General features: G+C 62.9%; 10 protein-coding genes. 7 read left to right on the top strand and 3 right to left on the bottom strand.

Annotation, left to right across the window (positions count from 1 at the left end):
• The first annotated feature begins 59 nt into the window (after positions 1–59).
• The 3 genes from QM659_RS12680 to QM659_RS12670 all read left to right on the top strand — a co-directional run bounded on the left by QM659_RS12680 (position 60) and on the right by QM659_RS12670 (position 6,843).
• Entirely contained in the window at positions 60–3,518 is a 3,459-nt protein-coding gene (locus QM659_RS12680) for a chromosome segregation SMC family protein (RefSeq protein WP_415188677.1), read from the top strand.
• A 1-nt stretch (position 3,519) separates the two neighbouring features.
• Positions 3,520–4,140, top strand: coding sequence for an HNH endonuclease (locus tag QM659_RS12675; RefSeq protein ID WP_415188676.1), 621 nt, complete (start codon positions 3,520–3,522; stop codon positions 4,138–4,140).
• A 285-nt stretch (positions 4,141–4,425) separates the two neighbouring features.
• Positions 4,426–6,843 carry an ATP-binding protein gene (locus QM659_RS12670; RefSeq protein ID WP_415188675.1) on the top strand — a complete coding sequence of 806 codons (2,418 nt, stop codon included), beginning with the start codon at positions 4,426–4,428 and terminating at the stop codon, positions 6,841–6,843.
• Positions 6,844–6,877: 34 nt separating this feature from the next.
• Here QM659_RS12670 and QM659_RS12665 read toward each other — a convergent pair whose 3' ends face one another.
• Positions 6,878–7,522, bottom strand: a complete 645-nt coding sequence (locus QM659_RS12665; protein ID WP_303482217.1) for a TlpA family protein disulfide reductase — start codon at positions 7,520–7,522, stop codon at positions 6,878–6,880.
• A gap of 151 nt (positions 7,523–7,673) precedes the next feature.
• Positions 7,674–7,985: a hypothetical protein gene (locus QM659_RS12660; RefSeq protein WP_127076897.1), complete on the bottom strand. Its 312-nt coding sequence runs from the start codon at positions 7,983–7,985 to the stop codon at positions 7,674–7,676.
• A 386-nt stretch (positions 7,986–8,371) separates the two neighbouring features.
• Between QM659_RS12660 and argH the strand changes: the two genes are divergently transcribed.
• From argH to lysA, 3 genes are all read left to right on the top strand, one after another.
• A complete protein-coding gene (gene argH / locus QM659_RS12655; protein WP_415188674.1) occupies positions 8,372–9,769 on the top strand; it encodes an argininosuccinate lyase in 1,398 nt (465 codons plus the stop codon).
• Between the two features lie 128 nt (positions 9,770–9,897).
• Positions 9,898–10,071 carry a lipoprotein gene (locus QM659_RS12650; RefSeq protein WP_164729912.1) on the top strand — a complete coding sequence of 58 codons (174 nt, stop codon included), beginning with the start codon at positions 9,898–9,900 and terminating at the stop codon, positions 10,069–10,071.
• Positions 10,072–10,080: 9 nt separating this feature from the next.
• A complete protein-coding gene (gene lysA, locus QM659_RS12645; protein ID WP_303482209.1) occupies positions 10,081–11,346 on the top strand; it encodes a diaminopimelate decarboxylase in 1,266 nt (421 codons plus the stop codon).
• Positions 11,347–11,656: 310 nt separating this feature from the next.
• On the opposite strand, the gene leuC is transcribed toward lysA, so the two are convergent.
• Positions 11,657–13,063 carry a 3-isopropylmalate dehydratase large subunit gene (leuC, locus tag QM659_RS12640; protein WP_415188673.1) on the bottom strand — a complete coding sequence of 469 codons (1,407 nt, stop codon included), beginning with the start codon at positions 13,061–13,063 and terminating at the stop codon, positions 11,657–11,659.
• 563 nt (positions 13,064–13,626) lie between these two features.
• Here leuC and QM659_RS12635 point away from each other — a divergent pair.
• Positions 13,627–17,711: Pls/PosA family non-ribosomal peptide synthetase (locus tag QM659_RS12635; protein ID WP_415188672.1), on the top strand; the 4,085-nt coding region annotated here is incomplete at its 3' end.

Here is a 17,711-nt window from a genome sequence, read left to right as displayed (position 1 = left end):
CCGCTCGCGTCCACGGCTTGGCGGGCGTGACCGGGCGGTGAAACGGAAGGGCAAGACTTGTGCAGATCACACGGCTTAGGCTTCTTGGCTTTAAATCCTTCGTGGAGCCGACCGAACTTCTCATCGGGCCCGGCCTGACGGGTGTCGTCGGGCCGAACGGTTGCGGCAAGTCGAACCTGCTCGAAGCGCTGCGCTGGGTGATGGGCGAAACGTCCTACAAGACCATGCGCGCGTCGGCGATGGACGACGTCATCTTCTCCGGCACCGACAAGCGCCCGGCCCGAAACATGGCCGAGGTGATGGTTGCCATCGACAACACGAAGCGCACCGCGCCCGCCGCCTTCAATGACGCCGATGTGCTCGAAATCTCGCGCCGCATCCAGCGCGAGGCCGGGTCCGTTTACAAGGTCAACGGCAAGGAAGTCCGCGCGAAGGACGTGCAGATCCTGTTCGCCGACGCGGCGACCGGCGCGCGCAGCCAGGCGATGGTCCAGCAGGGCACCATCGGCCAGCTCATCAACGCGAAGCCGCAGGATCGCCGCCGCATCCTCGAAGACGCGGCGGGCATCGCGGGCCTCTATACGCGCCGCCATGAAGCCGAACTTCGGCTGAAGGCCGCCGAGGCAAACCTCGAACGCCTGAAGGACGTGCTGGGCCAGCTCGGCAATCAGCTTGCAAGCCTCAGACGGCAAGCCCGGCAGGCGCAGAAATATCGCGAATTGACGACCGAGCTTCGCAAGCTCGAAGCGATGCAGCAGCATCTGCATTATTCGGCGGCGAACGCAGCCGTGCAGAGCGAGGAAGCGCAGCTTCTCGAAGCCTTGCGCGCTGTCGGGCAGTTCACCCAGGCCGAAGCGGCTGCCCTGCGGCTTCAGGCCGAGGCGGCGGATGCGCTCCAGCCGTTGCGCGACGAGGAAGCGACGCGCGCCGCCGTACTCCATCGCATCGAGGTTGAGCGCAACACGCTCGACCGCGAGGAAGCCCGCGCGAAGGAGCGCGAGGCCGAGCTTCGCGCGCGTCTCGTGCAGGTGCAGGCGGACGCCGAGCGCGAGGATGCCGCCATCGCGGAGGCGCGGGAGCTGCTCGAAAAGTTCGACCGCGACGAAGAAGCCCTGCGCGCGCTTGGCGATGGCACCGAGGCGCGGGCGGAAGCCGAGGCGCGCGCAGAAAACGCGATGGAGGGGCTTGGCGAGGCGGAAGAAACGCTCAACGCGCTCACGGCGAAGGTAGCCGAGCTTCGCGCCGAGCGCCGCCAGCTTGAGGCGCAGATCGGCGAACACGGCAGCCGCGCTGGCCGCTTCGCGCAGCAGGAAGCCGAGCTTTCACGGCAATTGGCAGACCTTCGCGCAAGGGCCGAGGCCGCTTCGCCCGTGGAAGATTTGCGCGAAGACGTCGCCATGCTCGAAGCGCAGATCGAGACCATCGAAGGCGATATCATCGCGGCGGAGGAAGCCGTCGCGGCGGCTCGCCAGCGCGAGAAGGACACGCGCGATGCAGCCGGGGCCGCGCGGCTCCGCGCGAAGAGCCTCGAAACCGAGGTGGCCACGCTCATCAAGTTGCTGAAGCCGTCCGACGCGGGCCGGTTCAAGCCCATCGTCGACCAGATCTCCGTTTCGCCCGGCTATGAGGCCGCACTGGGCGCTGCGCTCGGCGACGATCTCGACGTAACGGCCGATCAGAACGCCCCGACACGCTGGACGCTCGTCAGCGATGCGGGCGGCGATCCCGCGCTGCCTTATGGCGCGGAACGGCTGTCGAATTTCGTGCGCGGTCCGCTTGAGCTTTCGCGCCGTCTCGCGCAGATCGGCGTCGTGGCGAGCCGCGACGAAGGCGAGCGGCTGAAGGCGAGTTTGGCCGTCGGCCAGCGCCTCGTGACGCGCGAGGGCGACCTCTGGCGCTGGGACGGGTTCGTCTCCGCCGCAAACGCACCGTCCGCTGCCGCGCGCCGCCTCGCCGAGCGCAACCGCCTCACCGGATTGGAAGAGCAGCTCGACGAGGTGCGCGAAGCCGCAGACCGCGCCGAAGCCGAGCGCCTTGCGGCGCAGAATGCCGCGACCGAGGCGCAGGCGTCGGAGAAGCGGCTTCGCGAAGCCGTTCGCGCGGCGCAGGCTCAACTGGCGCAAAAGCGCGCAACCTTCTCGCAGGCCGAGCGCGCCGCGATGGAGGAGGCGAACAAGCTTCGCAATATCGAGGAAGCGCGCGAACGCGCCGCCTATGCGCGCGAGGAGGCCGAAGCCGCCCGTGAAGATGCGCAGGCCGCGCTCGAAGAGGCTCGCCCGGTCGATCAGGCCGAAGCGGAGCTGGCGCGGCTCAAGGAGCGCGCCGCCGCCGCGCGCGACGTCTACACCCAGGCCAAGGCCGCGCTCGACGGCATCGACCGCGACATCCGCGCCCGCGTCTTCCGCCTGAAGCAGATCGGCGAGGAGCGGCTTCGCTGGCTCCAGCGCACCAAGAGCGCGAATGCGCAGATCAACAGCCTCGCCGAGCGGCTCGACGGCATCCGGGCGGAACTGGCTGAGGCGGAGGAGCTTCCGGCGAAGATCGCGGACCGGCGGAACAAGATCCTCACCGAGATCGGGCAGGCCGAAACCGCACGCAAGGCCGCCGCCGACCAACTTGCCGCCGCCACGAACAGCCTGCGCGATGCAGACCGCGCGCTCCGCGATGCGCAGTCCGGGCTTTCAACCGCGCGCGAAACCCGCGCCCGCATTGAAGCGCGGCTCGAAGCCGCGCGCGAGCGCCGCGCGGAATACGCGAACGCGATCCGCGACACCTTCGAGTGTCAGCCGCCGGAGATCCTGAAAGCGGTCGGCCTGGAGGAAGACGCGGCGCTTCCTCCGCCGCAGGAGATCGAACAGCAGATCGTAAAGCTCAAGGCGGAGCGCGAGCGTCTCGGCGGCGTCAATCTGCGCGCCGAGGAAGAAGCGGCGGCGCTCGGCGGCGAGTTCGACGGCATGGAGAAGGAGCGCGCCGACCTTCAGGAGGCCATCGGCAAGCTGCGCACCGGCATTGCGAGCCTCAACAAGGAAGGCCGCAAGCGCCTGCTCGAAGCGTTCGACACGGTGCAAGCGCATTTCGTGCGACTCTTCCAGATCCTGTTCGGCGGCGGCGAGGCCGAACTGCAACTCATCGAAAGCGACGACCCGCTGGAAAGCGGCCTCGAAATCTTCTGCCGCCCGCCCGGCAAGAAGCCGCAGACGCTCACGCTGCTTTCGGGCGGTGAAAAGGCGCTGACCGCGCTCGCACTCATCTTCGCGGTGTTCCTCACGAACCCGTCGCCGATCTGCGTGCTCGACGAGGTGGACGCGCCGCTCGACGACGCCAACGTGGACCGCTTCTGCACCATGATGGAGGAGATGTCGCGCTCCACCGAGACGCGCTTTCTCGTCATCACCCATCACCCGATGACCATGGCGCGCATGAACCGGCTGTTCGGCGTCACCATGCAGGAGAAGGGCGTGAGCCAGCTCGTCAGCGTGGATCTGCAGGCGGCGGAGCGGTTCCGGGAAGCGAGCTAAAATGCCTAGAAAGAAATCTTCACGTAGCCGAATACCAGCGGAGTTGGAAAGAAGTCTGATGATTGAGGCTGGGTATCGCTGTGCCGTCTGCCGCGCTACAGAGCCGCTCGATATAGATCACATCATTGAATGGTCCACGGTAGGACGACATAGCTTTGAAAATATGATCGTCCTTTGCAAGAATTGTCACGGCCGGAAGAAAAAAGGTAACAATCCAAGGGATTTGAACCACCTGAGTCTAAAGAAGATTAAGTCTAATCTAATGATGCTTAATGGTCGATATAGCGATATTGAGAGACGCATAATCGAGGATTCAAAAAAGGAAATACTGGAAGGCGTAGAAGTATCCAAGAAATGCTTGTCGGGAGACTGGAGAATTCTAACTTCATTCCTTAAGCAAGATGGATTTTTTGAAGTAACATTTAAGCCTGCCGTTGCTAACAGACGAGTTGATGGCGTTACGTTAACACTAGAACACACAACCTTAGATCTGACGCCAGAAGGCCGCAGGTTCATTGAGGGACTAACAGAACCTGAGTTGGGCCAGCAGAAGAAGTTGGATTCTCATCCAATCACCCCGAGCGAATGGACAGAGGGCTTGCGACCATCGCCTCCACGCTGATCTGCCGCCGCCGCGCAGTATAACCGACCGAACGCCGAGACGACGCTTCCACCTGCGACGCTGCGCGCTGTCTCTTGGGCGGAGAATATCCTCGGCGTGATGGGCGTGATCATGCTCGGTGCAATCCTCTCTGGCGTCATCAAGTGCGATTGAAGCCGCCGCGATGCGCCGTGCGCAGACCATGGTAAGCTTTTCTTAACGCATCGCGCGCGACGGTGACGTTCCATGTGTGAGCCTTGAGGCAAGCCGAATCACTCCATGGTGGGGCCGTTGATGAGGTGACGAATGGGAACTCGGTCGATGGCGTTGGCGCAGAAAACGCCCCATTGGGGCAGCATAGCTGTCGGTGCGGGCGCCGCTGCCGCGGTGACGCTGTCTCTCGTCGGCCAGGGTGAGGCGGCGCTCGCGCTTTTCGCGTTCGCAGGCGCCGCAGGCGGCGTGCTTTTCGCGACGGGCCAGATCCAGTTCAAGCCCTCGGAGGCAACGACCGGCGACACCGCCCACGACATCGTCCGGGCGCATCCCGGCGCGATCGCCGTGACCAACAGGAAAGGGATCATTCAGGGTTGCAGCGATAGCTTCATGACAATCGTGGGGGGCCTCGGCGTCGATCAGAGCCTCTCGCGGCTCGGCGATCGCGACCGCGAAACCGCGGCTGCCGTTTTCCGCCTTCTTTCCGCCGGTCGCGAAGGCAGGAAGCACACGGAAACCATTGTTCTCCCGAATTTGGCGGGAGGTGAAACGGCGATTCTCGGGATAACCCCCATCGGCGATCAGGGGAACCGGGCACAGTTTTTCTTATGGCATGTCGAGCAATTCAGGAAGGATGCATCGGGCGAGCGCCGCACCCCCGATTTGCTCGAAATGCTCCCCGTGGCCGCCCTTACGGTCAACAAGGATCTCAGCGTTCAGAGCGCGAACAAGGCCTTCGAGAAGCTTGCCGGTGGCTCCCCGGTCGGCAGGGAGGCATGGTCGCTCTTCAGAACGCGGCGCGGCAATCCGCTCACGCGCGCGCGACTTCGCGATGTCATCGCCAAGGCGGGGGGCAACATTCAGGTTCAGGTGGTGAGCGCCACCGGCTTTACCCGGCAGGCCGGGTTGCATCTGGCGGACACCCTGAACGGCGGCGGAGTGTGGCTTGTCACGCCTGCGGATGCCGCAACCGGGCGACTGGACGAGGCGTTCGAGACGATCGTCGCCTGCGCACCCGAAGCGATGGCCATTCTGAACACGAAAGGCGTCATCCTCGGCGCCAACGACGTTTTCCGCCGGATCTTCGGCACCGAAGGCACGGACGGTTCGCAGGCGCCCGACATTCACGGAAAGGCGTTGGCCTCGCTGCTTGCCGAAGCCTCCGCCCAGACGGTGAAGGAAAAGATTGCGGCTTTACTCTCCGCGCCGGATGCGAATCCCGCTCCGGTCGAGCTTCACGCCGCTCCAAAGGACGCGATCAACCGCCGCGTTCGCCTTGTGATCTTTCCGGCGGCTGACGGAAACCATCTCGTGATAACGGCGGCTGAACCCGTCGCAAGCGCGCTCACCGACGAGAAGGCGGCGCAAGGACAGAAACTTCAGGCCGTGGGCGAACTCGCCGGCGGCATCGCGCACGACTTCAACAACCTGCTTACAGCCATCATCGGCTTTTCTGACTTGCTCCTGCGCCGCTTCCGCGCGTCCGATCCCGCGTTCAAGGACTTGATGAACATCAAGAACAACGCGACCCGCGCGGCGGAACTCGTCAAGCAGATCCTGGCCTATTCGCGTCGCCAGACCTTGCGCCCCGCCATTCTCAGGCTGACGGACGTCATCGAGGAATTCCAGGCGACGATGGGCCGAACGCTCGGCGAAAAGGTCAAGGCCAGGGTGCAGCACGGCCGCGATCTGTGGTTCGTGAAGGCCGACGAGGGTCAGCTTTTCCAGGTCATCATGAACCTCGCGGTGAACGCGCGGGATGCAATGCCCGACGGCGGCGAAATCACCATCTCCACCGCCAATGTGAGCGAACGCGAGTCCCTTCTTCTCAAGGATCGCGGCGTCGAGCGAGGCGAGTATGTCACGGTCGAGGTTCGGGACACCGGCACCGGCATCAAGCCCGAGATTCTGGAAAAGATCTTCGATCCGTTTTTCTCGACGAAAGAGGTCGGCAAGGGGACGGGCCTCGGGCTCTCCACCGTTTACGGCATCGTGAAGCAGACAGGCGGCACGATCCTCGTCGACAGCGAGATCGGAAAAGGATCGTCGTTCCGCATCTTCCTGCCGCGCTATGTCGAAACCGAACTCGACCTGAAAGCCCTCGAAACCCGCAGCGAAGTGCCCGAACAGACCGTCGATCTCACCGGCAAGGCGACCGTCCTGCTGGTTGAGGACGAAGACGCCGTGCGTTCCTTCGCGTCTCGTGCACTCGCTACCCGCGGCTACACCGTTCTCGAAGCGGCGAGCGGCGTCGAGGCGCTCGAAATCATGGATCGTCACGAAGGTCAGGTCGACCTCGTGGTGAGCGACGTCGTGATGCCCGAGATGGATGGCCCAACCCTTTTGCGCCATTTGCGTCAGCGAAATCCGGACATTCGCATCGTATTCATGTCGGGCTACGCGGAGGAAGCTTTCCGTAAAAACCTCGCGGCGGACGAAAACTTCATCTTTCTGCCGAAGCCCTTCACGCTCAAGAAACTGGCCGAAACCGTGAAGGCGGCCGCCGCGTAGAGCGGAATTACGCTCAGATCGCAGCGTGCGATCCTCAGCGGCGCGTCGCTGCCGATTTCGCCCCCGCCATCGCCATGACCTTGGCGAAGACTTCCTCGCTGTCCCATTCCTCCGCGCCGTAGTAACGTGCAACCTCCCGGCCTTCGCTGTCGAGGATGATCGTCAGGGGGAGGCGGTCCGCGTCGAGAGCGACGCTCAAGTCGCCGCTCGCCTCATTGAAGAGCGGGAGATTTTTGATGCCGACACGATCATAAAAGGCCTTCGGCTTGCCAAGGCCGCTGCGATCGGTGCTGACGGCCACGACAGCGAAATGCTCGCCGCCCTTCTGGGCTTGAAGCTTGTCGAGCGCGGGCATTTCGCGGATGCAGGGAGGGCACCACGTCGCCCAGATGTTAAGCAGCACGACCTTGCCGCGCCACTCCGAAAGGAAGCGCGCCTTGCCGTCCGCATCGTTGAAGGAAACTGCGGGCAGGGTGACGGGCCTTGCGTGCCGGATGAACTTGCCGGACTCGGCAGGCGCCGGAACCGTGACCGCCCCCGCACGCGGCTCGTCGGGCACGATCGAAGCGCGATCCATGAGCATGCCGACCGCCATCACCGCGAGCGCCCCGGCCGCGGCAAGACCATATATGATGAGGCCCTGCCTCCGCGCTCCGCCGTCGTCGTTCCCGGTTCCCATAAGCGGAAGCTTTTCATCAGGCGCGTCGTTCAGTCAAGGCGCCTGAAGGACGCAAAACCTTTGTCGAACGCACGACGCGCCGAGAGTTGCCGCCCGCACGATCAAGGGCGAGATCGCCCCTGCAACCTCGCCCTTCACACATCAGCGAAAATCAGCGCGTGCCCATCCCGCGCACGCGGAGTGTCTTCGTCCTGCGATCGGCCAGACCCTTTCCATAGGCGTAGGCATAGCCGAGTGCCATCATGTCTCTCGCGGTCGGGAAAGTCTGAACGTCAACGCGACCTTCCTCGCCCGTATCGCCCTCATGGCTGGCGCTGAAGATTTCAGTTCGCTCGCGCGAGCGTCTCAGGCGTTCGGCGGGCACCATGCTCTCGCCCAGCTCGTAGTTCCGTGTCACGTCCCTGCCGCGCCATTCGGCAAGATCGATGCGGCTGCGTCGGGTCGTCTCAATGCCACGTTCCATGATAATCCTCCATCCGGCGGACGGCGCTCAAGCACGGCGCGCCAAAAGACCGTCGTGATATCAATGCTTGAGCCGCGCAGGCGTTCCCGGCCGGTGCGCAGGGGCCGGGTTGGTGCCCAAATTTTAGGCTGCTGAAAAAGCTGATATATTGGTGCCCAAGCCCGCTTGTACATTCGGCGGCAGCGCGCTAATGCTGCGCTTTAAGCCCTCTAGCGGTCCTCGTTCGGCATTTGCATCCGGTTGCCAATCCTCGCGAGCAAGTGTCGATCATGGGGGAACGCTAACAACTCTATGATTGTCGTGGAGCCTTCATTTGACATTTGAGAGAGCGCTCGCAACAACCGGGGCTCAAATGTCGAATTCGTTCCGCGAGGCGAATGACAGCGATGGCCAATAAAATGTGGGGCGGGCGCTTCGAGACAAAGCCCGCCGAGATCATGGAGGAAATCAACGCCTCCATTTCGTTCGACCAGCGGTTCTACGCCGAAGACATCCGCGCGTCCCAGGCGCATGCGAAGATGCTCGGCGCGTGCGGGATCGTGACGGCGGAAGAGGCAGACGCGATCGTCGCGGGTCTCGATGTCGTGCGCGAGGAGATCGAGGGCGGGCGCTTCGAGTTTCGCCGCGAATATGAAGACATCCACATGGCGGTCGAAGCGCGGCTGAAGGATCTCATCGGGCCGGTCGCGGGCAAGCTCCACACGGGCCGCTCGCGCAACGATCAGGTAGCGACGGATTTCCGCCTTTATATTCGCGGCGCGATAGACCACCTCGACGAGCAGATCGCGGCGCTCCAGCTCGCGCTCGCAAGGAAGGCGGACGCTCACGCCGCCACCATCATGCCGGGCTTCACGCACATGCAGGTTGCCCAGCCGGTCACGTTCGGCCACCACTGCCTCGCCTATGTCGAGATGCTGGACCGCGACCGGGGCCGCTTCGCCGACGCCAGAAAGCGTGTGAACGAAAGCCCGCTCGGAGCGGCCGCGCTTGCGGGCACATCCTTCCCAATCGACCGGCACATGACGGCGTCAGCGCTCGGGTTCGAGCGTCCGCTCGCGAACTCGCTCGACTCCGTGTCCTCGCGCGACTTCGCGCTTGAGGCGCTCGCCGCCGCCGCTATCTGCGCCACGCACCTCTCGCGCCTGTCGGAAGAGATCGTCGTCTGGTTCAGCGCGGGCTTCCGGTTCATCACGCTGTCCGACCGCTTCACCACCGGCTCGTCGATCATGCCGCAGAAGCGCAATCCCGACGCCGCCGAACTTGTGCGCGCGAAGGTGGGCCGCGTCGCCGGCGCGTTCGTTTCGCTGCTGACGGTGATGAAGGGGCTCCCGCTCGCCTATTCCAAGGACATGCAGGAAGACAAGGAAGCCGTGTTCCTGGCCATCGACGCGCTGTCGCTCGGCCTCGCGGCGATGACGGGCATGATCGAAGACATGGAGCCCGTGCCTGAGCGCATGCGCGACGCCGCCGGGCAAGGCTTCTCGACCGCGACCGACCTTGCTGACTGGCTCGTGCTGCATGCGCAGCTTCCGTTCCGCGAAGCGCATCACGTCACGGGCCGGATCGTGAAACACGCCGAAAACCTGGGTGTCGATCTCCACGAAGTGCCGCTGAAGGATATGCAGGACGTCGAACCGCGTATCACGGAGCGCATTTTCGACGTGCTGAACGTGGATAAGTCTGTGGAAAGCCGCCGCAGCTTTGGAGGCACAGCGCCGCAAAATGTGAAGGCGGCGGCCGAAATCTGGCTGAAGAAGCTGGAAGCCGCCGGAACTTCGCGGTAAAGACGGAGCAGGGATCGCGTGGATGAGACTGCGGGGCGGCACCATTCGTTTGTCCGTCAGCGATGTACGCGAGGTGTAGGCTTGGTCAAGCCTTCGACATAAGCTTCGGGCGCGGTGACGGGGATACGATGACTGGCTTGAGTCGCAATCTGGTACTGGCTTTTGTGCTCGCGCTCGGGCTGTCGGCCTGCGGCAAGAGAACCGACCTTCAACGTCCGCTTCCGCCGCCGGATGTGCCGAAAGACGCAAAAGGAAAGGTTGACCCGGATCGGCCCTTCATTCTGGACCCGCTTCTGCGCTAAACTCGCGTCATGCATCATTTTTCTTACAAGAACGGCATCCTTCATGCCGAAGGTGTCGCTCTCGACGCTATCGCTCGCGAGGTTGGCACACCATTTTACTGCTATTCCTCCGCCACGATAGAGCGCCATTATCGCGTGTTCGCGGACGCTTTCACCGGGCAGGATGCGCTCGTCTGCTATGCCATCAAGGCCAACTCCAATGTGTCCGTGATCCGCACGCTGGCGAAGCTCGGCTCCGGAGCGGATGTCGTCTCGGAAGGCGAGATCCGGCGCGCGCTGGCGGCTGGCATCCCGGCGGGAAAGATCGTCTTCTCGGGTGTCGGCAAGACCGAGGGCGAGATGGCCTTCGCGCTCGACGCGGGCATTTACGGCTTCAACGTCGAGAGCGAGGCAGAGCTTCGCGCGTTGTCGCGGGTGGCGAGCGAACGGGGCAAGACGGCGCGCATCGCGTTCCGCATCAACCCAGACGTGGACGCGAAGACGCACGCCAAGATTTCCACGGGCAAGTCCGAGCACAAATTCGGCGTAAGCTGGCGTGATGCCCGCGCGCTTTACGCGCTCGCCCGCGATCTTCCCGGCCTGGACGTGGCGGGCGTGCATATGCACATCGGCAGCCAGATCACGCATATGGAGCCGTTCCGCGACGCCTTCGACCTGATGGCGAACCTCGTGGAAGATCTCCGCCGCGATGGGCACACGATTTCCTATGTCAATCTCGGCGGCGGGCTCGGCATTCCCTATCGCTGGGATCAGGAAATTCCGCCGCTCCCGAGCGATTATGCCGAAATCGTCATCGGCCTGTCGAACCGCCTCGGCGCGAAACTGCTGTTCGAGCCGGGGCGCATCATCGTCGGCAATGCGGGCATCCTCGTCTCGCAGGTCATCTACACGAAGCACAGCGGCGAAAAGCGCTTCGTCATCGTGGATGCGGGCATGAACGACCTCGTTCGTCCGACGCTGTACGATGCCTATCACGACATCTGGCCGGTAAACGAAGCGCAGCGAAACGCCAGCGCCGGACGCGCCGATGTCGTCGGCCCTGTGTGTGAAACGGGCGATTTTCTCGCGAAAGACCGCGATATGCCGGACGTCGCTCCGGGCGATCTCATCGCGGTGATGACGGCGGGCGCCTACGGCGCGGCGCAGTCGTCGACCTACAACACCCGGCGGCTCGTTCCCGAGGTGCTCGTGAACGGCGCCGATTATGCGGTGGTGCGTCCGCGCCCGACCTATGATGATATGCTGCGCGCCGAACCGCTCGCGGGCTGGCTTTAGAGCGCGCGTCCGGTTCCCGACAAGACGCGCCAAGCAATGGCTGAGGCGCGTTTTGCGGACTCGATTGACGCAGAAAAGCTGATCGACAACCACCACATCTCGACTTCGCCGCTCTCTTGACAGGCAAGGGATGCCTTCGCGAGCAAAAGCAGCCGCATCCGCTCCGCGTCGCGCCCGACGGCCCAACCGGATCTCATCAAGAGCCGTTTGCAGTTGAAGGACCGCGCCCTGATGCGGTGGGTGCTGTGCTGATCGCCGGGAAAAGATCCCGCACGCATGGTTTCGCGCGGGATCGGATTTCAGCAGATGCTCAGCGTTTGCCGAAGTCGCGCACGTCGACGAACCGGCCCGCGACCGCCGCCGCCGCCGCCATCGCGGGCGAGACGAGATGCGTGCGGCCCTTGAAGCCCTGACGGCCCTCGAAATTGCGGTTGGAGGTCGAGGCGCAGCGCTCGCCGGGGCTGAGCTTGTCGGCGTTCATCGCAAGGCACATCGAGCAACCCGGTTCGCGCCACTCGAAGCCAGCCGCGAGGAAGATCTCGTCGAGCCCTTCGGCCTCGGCCTGCTCCTTCACGAGGCCGGAACCCGGCACGACCATGGCCTTCACCGTTTCGGCGACGCGGCGGCCTTCGACGATCGCGGCGGCGGCACGCAGATCTTCGATGCGCCCGTTGGTACAGGACCCGATGAACACACGGTCGATGGCGATGTCCGTCATCTTCATGCCCGGCTCAAGGCCCATATAAGCGAGCGCACGCGAGACGGCCGCCCGCTTGCCTTCGTCGGCGACCTTCGCCGGGTCGGGTACGGTGCCGGTGATCGACACCACGTCTTCGGGGCTCGTGCCCCAGGTGACGATGGGCGGCAGCGAAGAAGCGTCGAGCTTGATTTCACGGTCAAAATGCGCGCCCGCGTCGGAAGGCAGGGTTTCCCAGTATTTCCGCGCGAGTTCCCAGGCGGCGCCTTTCGGCGCGCGCGGACGGCCCGCGATATAGGCGAAGGTCTTCTCGTCCGGCGCGACAAGGCCGGCGCGCGCGCCCCCTTCGATGGACATGTTGCAGACCGTCATGCGGCCTTCCATCGACAGCGCGCGAATGGCTTCGCCCGCATATTCGATGACGTAACCGGTTCCCCCCGCCGTGCCGATCTCGCCGATGATGGCAAGGATGATGTCCTTCGCGGTCACGCCGTCCGGCAGGATGCCGTCCACCGTCACGCGCATGTTCTTCGCCTTCTTCTGGATCAGCGTCTGCGTGGCAAGCACATGCTCGACCTCGGACGTGCCGATGCCATGCGCGAGCGCGCCGAAAGCGCCATGCGTCGAGGTGTGGCTGTCGCCGCAGACGATGGTCGTGCCGGGCAGCGTGAAACCCTGTTCGGGCCCGACGATGTGGACGACGCCCTGCCGCTTGTCGAGTTCATTGTAATATTCGATGCCGAATTCGGCGCAATTCTCGCCGAGCGTCTGGACCTGAAGGGCTGCTTCCGGGTCGTCGATGCCGTGGCTGCGGTCCGTCGTCGGCACGTTGTGGTCCACGACCGCCAGCGTCTTTTGCGGCGCGCGAACGCGGCGGCCGGCGGTGCGAAGTCCCTCGAAAGCCTGCGGGCTCGTCACCTCGTGCACGAGATGGCGGTCGATATAGAGAAGGCTTGTGCCGTCCGCTTGCGTTTCAACGACGTGGTCGTCCCAGATTTTATCGTAAAGTGTCTTTGCCATGATCGGTCCGTTCCGCTCGGGCTGGCGAGCGCGCTTGTTCTCTTGAATGGTTTTAGGAAGCGCAAACGCGGAAAGCAAGGCGCCCGCGTGACGATTGCGGAAAACCGGACAAACGCGCGGTACGGATCGGGAGCGGCTGTCGAGTCTTTCTGAATGTTTCTTCAATACAAATAATTGAAGCGCTAATGCTTGTTGTAATTCTATACAAGCAATTCGCATAATGAAAAAACATGATCTTAGATGTATGTTTATATGTTTGAACTATAAGTCGGATCATAAAAGTTGATTTGTGAGCGTAAATCCGATGAAGCGCGCATCTCTCAAAGCAAGCAGCACGATTACTTTCCGGATCGTTATTAGAAACTCTGTGCCGCGTGTCAGCCATGAAGCTTGCTGTGCCGCACAGCGCGAAACTTATCTGACGCTCTGCCTCTGATCTCGATGGTGAGCCTTGGCTTCATGGGGCGGCGCCGCTTGGTTCGCCGGTCCGGAGACCCTTTCAATAAAACCTTAAGCTCGACCAGAGCCGGAGCGCAGCGTTGCGCGTATGCGGGAGCCGAACTATGGCGAGAAGACGTTTGTTGCATGATCGCATGCGCAGTCCGATGCTTTTGCATCACGTGTTTGAACAGCAGGCGAAGAGGTGGCCTCACGGCGTTGCCGTAAAATGCGATTCCATTTCGCTTACATATTCACAGCTTGACAGACTCTCATCGAAAATTGCCCGCCGTTGCATCGACAATGGCGTGAAACCGGGAAGCCTCGTCGGGATATACTTCCGGAAGTCGGTAAATCTATTCGCCGCGATCCTCGGTATTTTGAAAGCGGGCGCCGGTTACGTGCCGCTCGACCCGAAATTTCCCGCCGAACGAATTGTCGATATCTGCGATGACGCGCGCGTGTCGTTGGTCCTGTCTGAAGGCACCTTGGGGCGGGAGAATGCGGAGAGGATCGACAGCGTCAAGTGGCTGCTTCTCGACGCCGATGAGGAGCGCGCCGCGCGCCGTCGCATCGGGGCCGCTTGCCTCGTCCCGGTTCAGGTGCGGCAGACAAGCGCGGCCTATGCCATCTATACCTCGGGCTCGACTGGGCGCCCGAAGGGCGTGAAGATCACGCACAGAAATGCGCTCGCCTTCGTCAAGGCGATGAGAGCCAGTTACGGCGTGAAGAGAAGCGACCGGATCTATCAAGGGTTTTCGGTGGCGTTCGATGCGTCCGTCGAAGAAATCTGGGCTGCCTTTTCAACCGGTGCAACGCTCGTCGTCCCGACGGAGGATATCGGACGCTCCCCTTCCGACGCTGCCGACTTCATCGAGCAGGAGGGCGTCTCCTATTTCTCGACCGTGCCGTCGTTTCTCGCGATGATCCCGCGCGATCTGCCGAACGTGCGGCTTCTGGTGCTCGGCGGTGAGGCTTGCCCGCCGGATCTCGTCACCCGGTGGGCCAGGCCGGGCCGTCGTATGCTGAATACGTACGGTCCGACCGAGGCGACGGTAGTGGCGACGCTTGCTGAATGCCGAGAGGGTCAGCCCGTCAGCATCGGCACGGCCATGCCCGGCTATTCGATTTACGTCCTTGATGAAAGCGGCAGACCGGTGCGGCCTGGCGAAGAAGGTGAGCTTTACATCGGCGGCGAGGCCGTGTCCCCCGGCTATATAAACCGCGCGAGCCAGACAGCCGAGCGCTTCCTGCCCGACTGTCTGTCGCGCAGGCGCGGACGGCTTTATCGCACATCCGATATGGTGCGCCTCGGGCATCGCGGAGAACTCTATTTCCTCGGGCGCCTCGACGGTCAGATCAAGCTTCGCGGCTTCAGGATCGAGTTGCCGGAAATCGAAGCGGTGCTTCTCGATCATCCGAGAGTCGCTGCCGCTTCGGTGAATGTCTTCGAGTTGAACGGCTCCAGGGAACTCGGCGCCTTTATCGTGCCGAACGCTGAAATCACTGGCGAAATTCGCGCCGAGCTTGCGGAATTACTGCGCCGCCGCGTGCCGGAATACATGGTTCCGAAGTATCTGGACGTGATCGATGCGCTGCCGCTGATGACGAGCGGCAAAGTGGATCGCAAGCAGCTTCCGCTGCCACAGACGCTTCTGAAGGGCGACCGCCAGATGGCAGCTCCTGAAACGGACTTTGAGCGCGCCATCGCCGAAGTCTGGGGAATGTGCCTCGGCGCTCCTTCGGTGTCGGTCGATGACGATTTCTTCCTCGATCTCGGCGGCCATTCTCTGCTGGCGGCGCGTGTCGCCTCCGAAATGCGCGAACGCCTCGGGCTGCCTTCCGTGTCGGTGCGCCACCTGTACCAGCACCGAACCATCCGAGCCCTTGCCGGGGCGCTCGAAGGCTATGAGCAGCCGGCAGGAGTTGAGAGTCCCGGCAGAGGCCAGCAAGATGAACTGCCGAGCCTGCGCGCATTCAAGCTCGTTCCACCCTGGGAACGTTGGCTCTGCGTGGGGCTGCAGACGCTTTCAATCGGCTTGTATTATCTCGTCCTCAGCGCGCCTGTAACGCTGACCGTGCTCGTTCTGAAATCGGCTTATGAAGGCACGACCACTGCCGAGCATGCTGCGCTGATCCTGAGCGCGGCCGGGTTCCTGATCTGGCCGTCCATGCTGTTATTGAGCATCCTCTCGAAATGGCTGGTGATCGGCAGATACAAGCCCGGCCGTTACCCGCTTTGGAGCTTGTATTATTTTCGCTGGTGGTTTGTTGGCAAGTTTCAGAGGCTGAGCTGGGCACCCATGTTCGCGGGCTCGCCGCTGATGAGCCTTTATTTTCGTGCCATGGGCGCGCGTGTCGGCAGGAATTGCGTCATCGGAACGGCGCATTGCACGGCCTTCGATCTCGTCACGATCGGCGACGGCGCTTGCATCGGCGCCGAAACGCAATTGCTTGCCTGCCGCGTGGAAGACGGGATGCTCATAATCGCCCCTCTCACCATCGGAAAACGCTGCTTCATCGGACAACACTGCGCGCTTGGTCTCGACGTCGAAATGGCGTCAGGTTCCGCGCTCGACGACATGTCTTTCCTCGCCGATGGCGCACGCCTTCGAGCCGATGAGAAGTGGCGCGGCGTGCCTGCCGTCCATGCCGACTTCAGTCTGCCCACCGGCAACACGGCGCCCCGCGGCGGCGAGAGGCTGTGGGGGCTCATCCATCTCGTCCTGATCTATCTGATGGGCTATTTTCTGATCGTGGCGCTGCTCCCGCCTATCGCTCTCGTCGCCATCGCCCTCATCAATTATGGGCTATACGCTGGCGCTGGCGCTCTTCTCGTCGCGGTGCCGCTCGGTGTGCTGTGGTACATCGCCTGCGCCGTGCTGACAAAGCGCATTATACTGGGGAGGATACGGCCGGGCACTTACTCTGTGCGCAGTCTGACCTATCTGCGGCACTGGTTCCTCAGCTACCTTCTGAACAACACGCGTGAAATCCTTCAGCCGCTTTACGCCACGCTGTTCTTTCCGACCGTACTCCGCCTGCTCGGGGCGAGGATTGGCAAGGGCGTCGAGGTTTCGACGGTCATGCAGTTCAGTCCCGACCTTCTCACCGTAAAGCGCGGCAGCTTTCTCGCCGATGCCTGCATCATCGGCGGCGGTCGCATCCATGGCGGCGTGTTGTCGATCGAGGCGGTGAACATCGGCGAGCAGACCTTCGTCGGCAACAGCGCCTTCGTCCCCGGGGGCACAACGGTCGGCGACGATAGTCTCGTCGGCGTGCTGTCGACACCGCCCCAGACGAAAGCGCCGCTGGAAGCCAACCGCCGCTGGCTTGGCTCGCCGGGCTTCGAATTGCCTCCGTCTGCGGTCCAGCAGTCTTTCGCTTTCGCGCCCTCAAAGACTTACGAGCCGTCACGTTCGATGGTGTTCGCGCGCGCCTGCGTCGACTTCCTCCGCATCTGCCTTCCGGGATGGCTTTCCGGCGCGGCCCTTGTCGCATTCTGCTACGCGCTGATCGCCATCCGCAACACGCACGCTCTCGAAGAAACGGTCCTTTTCACGCCGCTTCTGTCCCTCGCGTCGGCGATGGGGTTGCTGTTCGTCTCCGCTGCGGTCAAGCTGGTGCTGCGCGGGACGTTTCATCCCGTTATCAAGCCTCTGTGGTCGAGCTATGTGTGGTTTACCGAGGTGATAAACGGCGTGTTCGAGTCGCTTGCGGCCAACGTCATGGAGCCGGTTCTCGGAACGCCCTATGCGGGGCACTGCCTCGGATTATTCGGCTGCAAGGTGGGCCGCTGGGTGTTCGTGCACACAACCCTGTTCTCGGAATTCGACCTCGTGGAGATCCACGATCATGCGGCTCTCAATCTCGGCGCGACCGTCCAGACGCATCTTTTCGAAGATCGCGTCATGAAGGCGGACAAGCTCGTGATCGGTGAGGGATGCACCGTCGGGAATATGGCTATCGTGCTTTACAGTACCTCCATGGAAAAGGGCGCCGTTCTTGGGCCACTGTCGGTGCTGATGAAAGGGGAAACGCTTGCGCAGGGATCGTATTCGGTAGGGATTCCGGCCTCACCCGTTCCTCGGGCGCACACGCTGAAGCGCCTGCCGGTTCTTGAGACGAACAGCGGTGGCGTTTCGGTCGGGCGCGGCCTTGAGGGGGGCTCCGGACTGTCTGTGCCGGGCGCGATCTCCTGCGATGAGCA

Source organism: Rhodomicrobium sp. (genome assembly GCF_047605405.1).
Taxonomy (GTDB): Bacteria; Pseudomonadota; Alphaproteobacteria; order Rhizobiales; family Rhodomicrobiaceae; genus Rhodomicrobium; species Rhodomicrobium lacus.
This window is presented reverse-complemented; position numbering and strand designations above follow the sequence as displayed.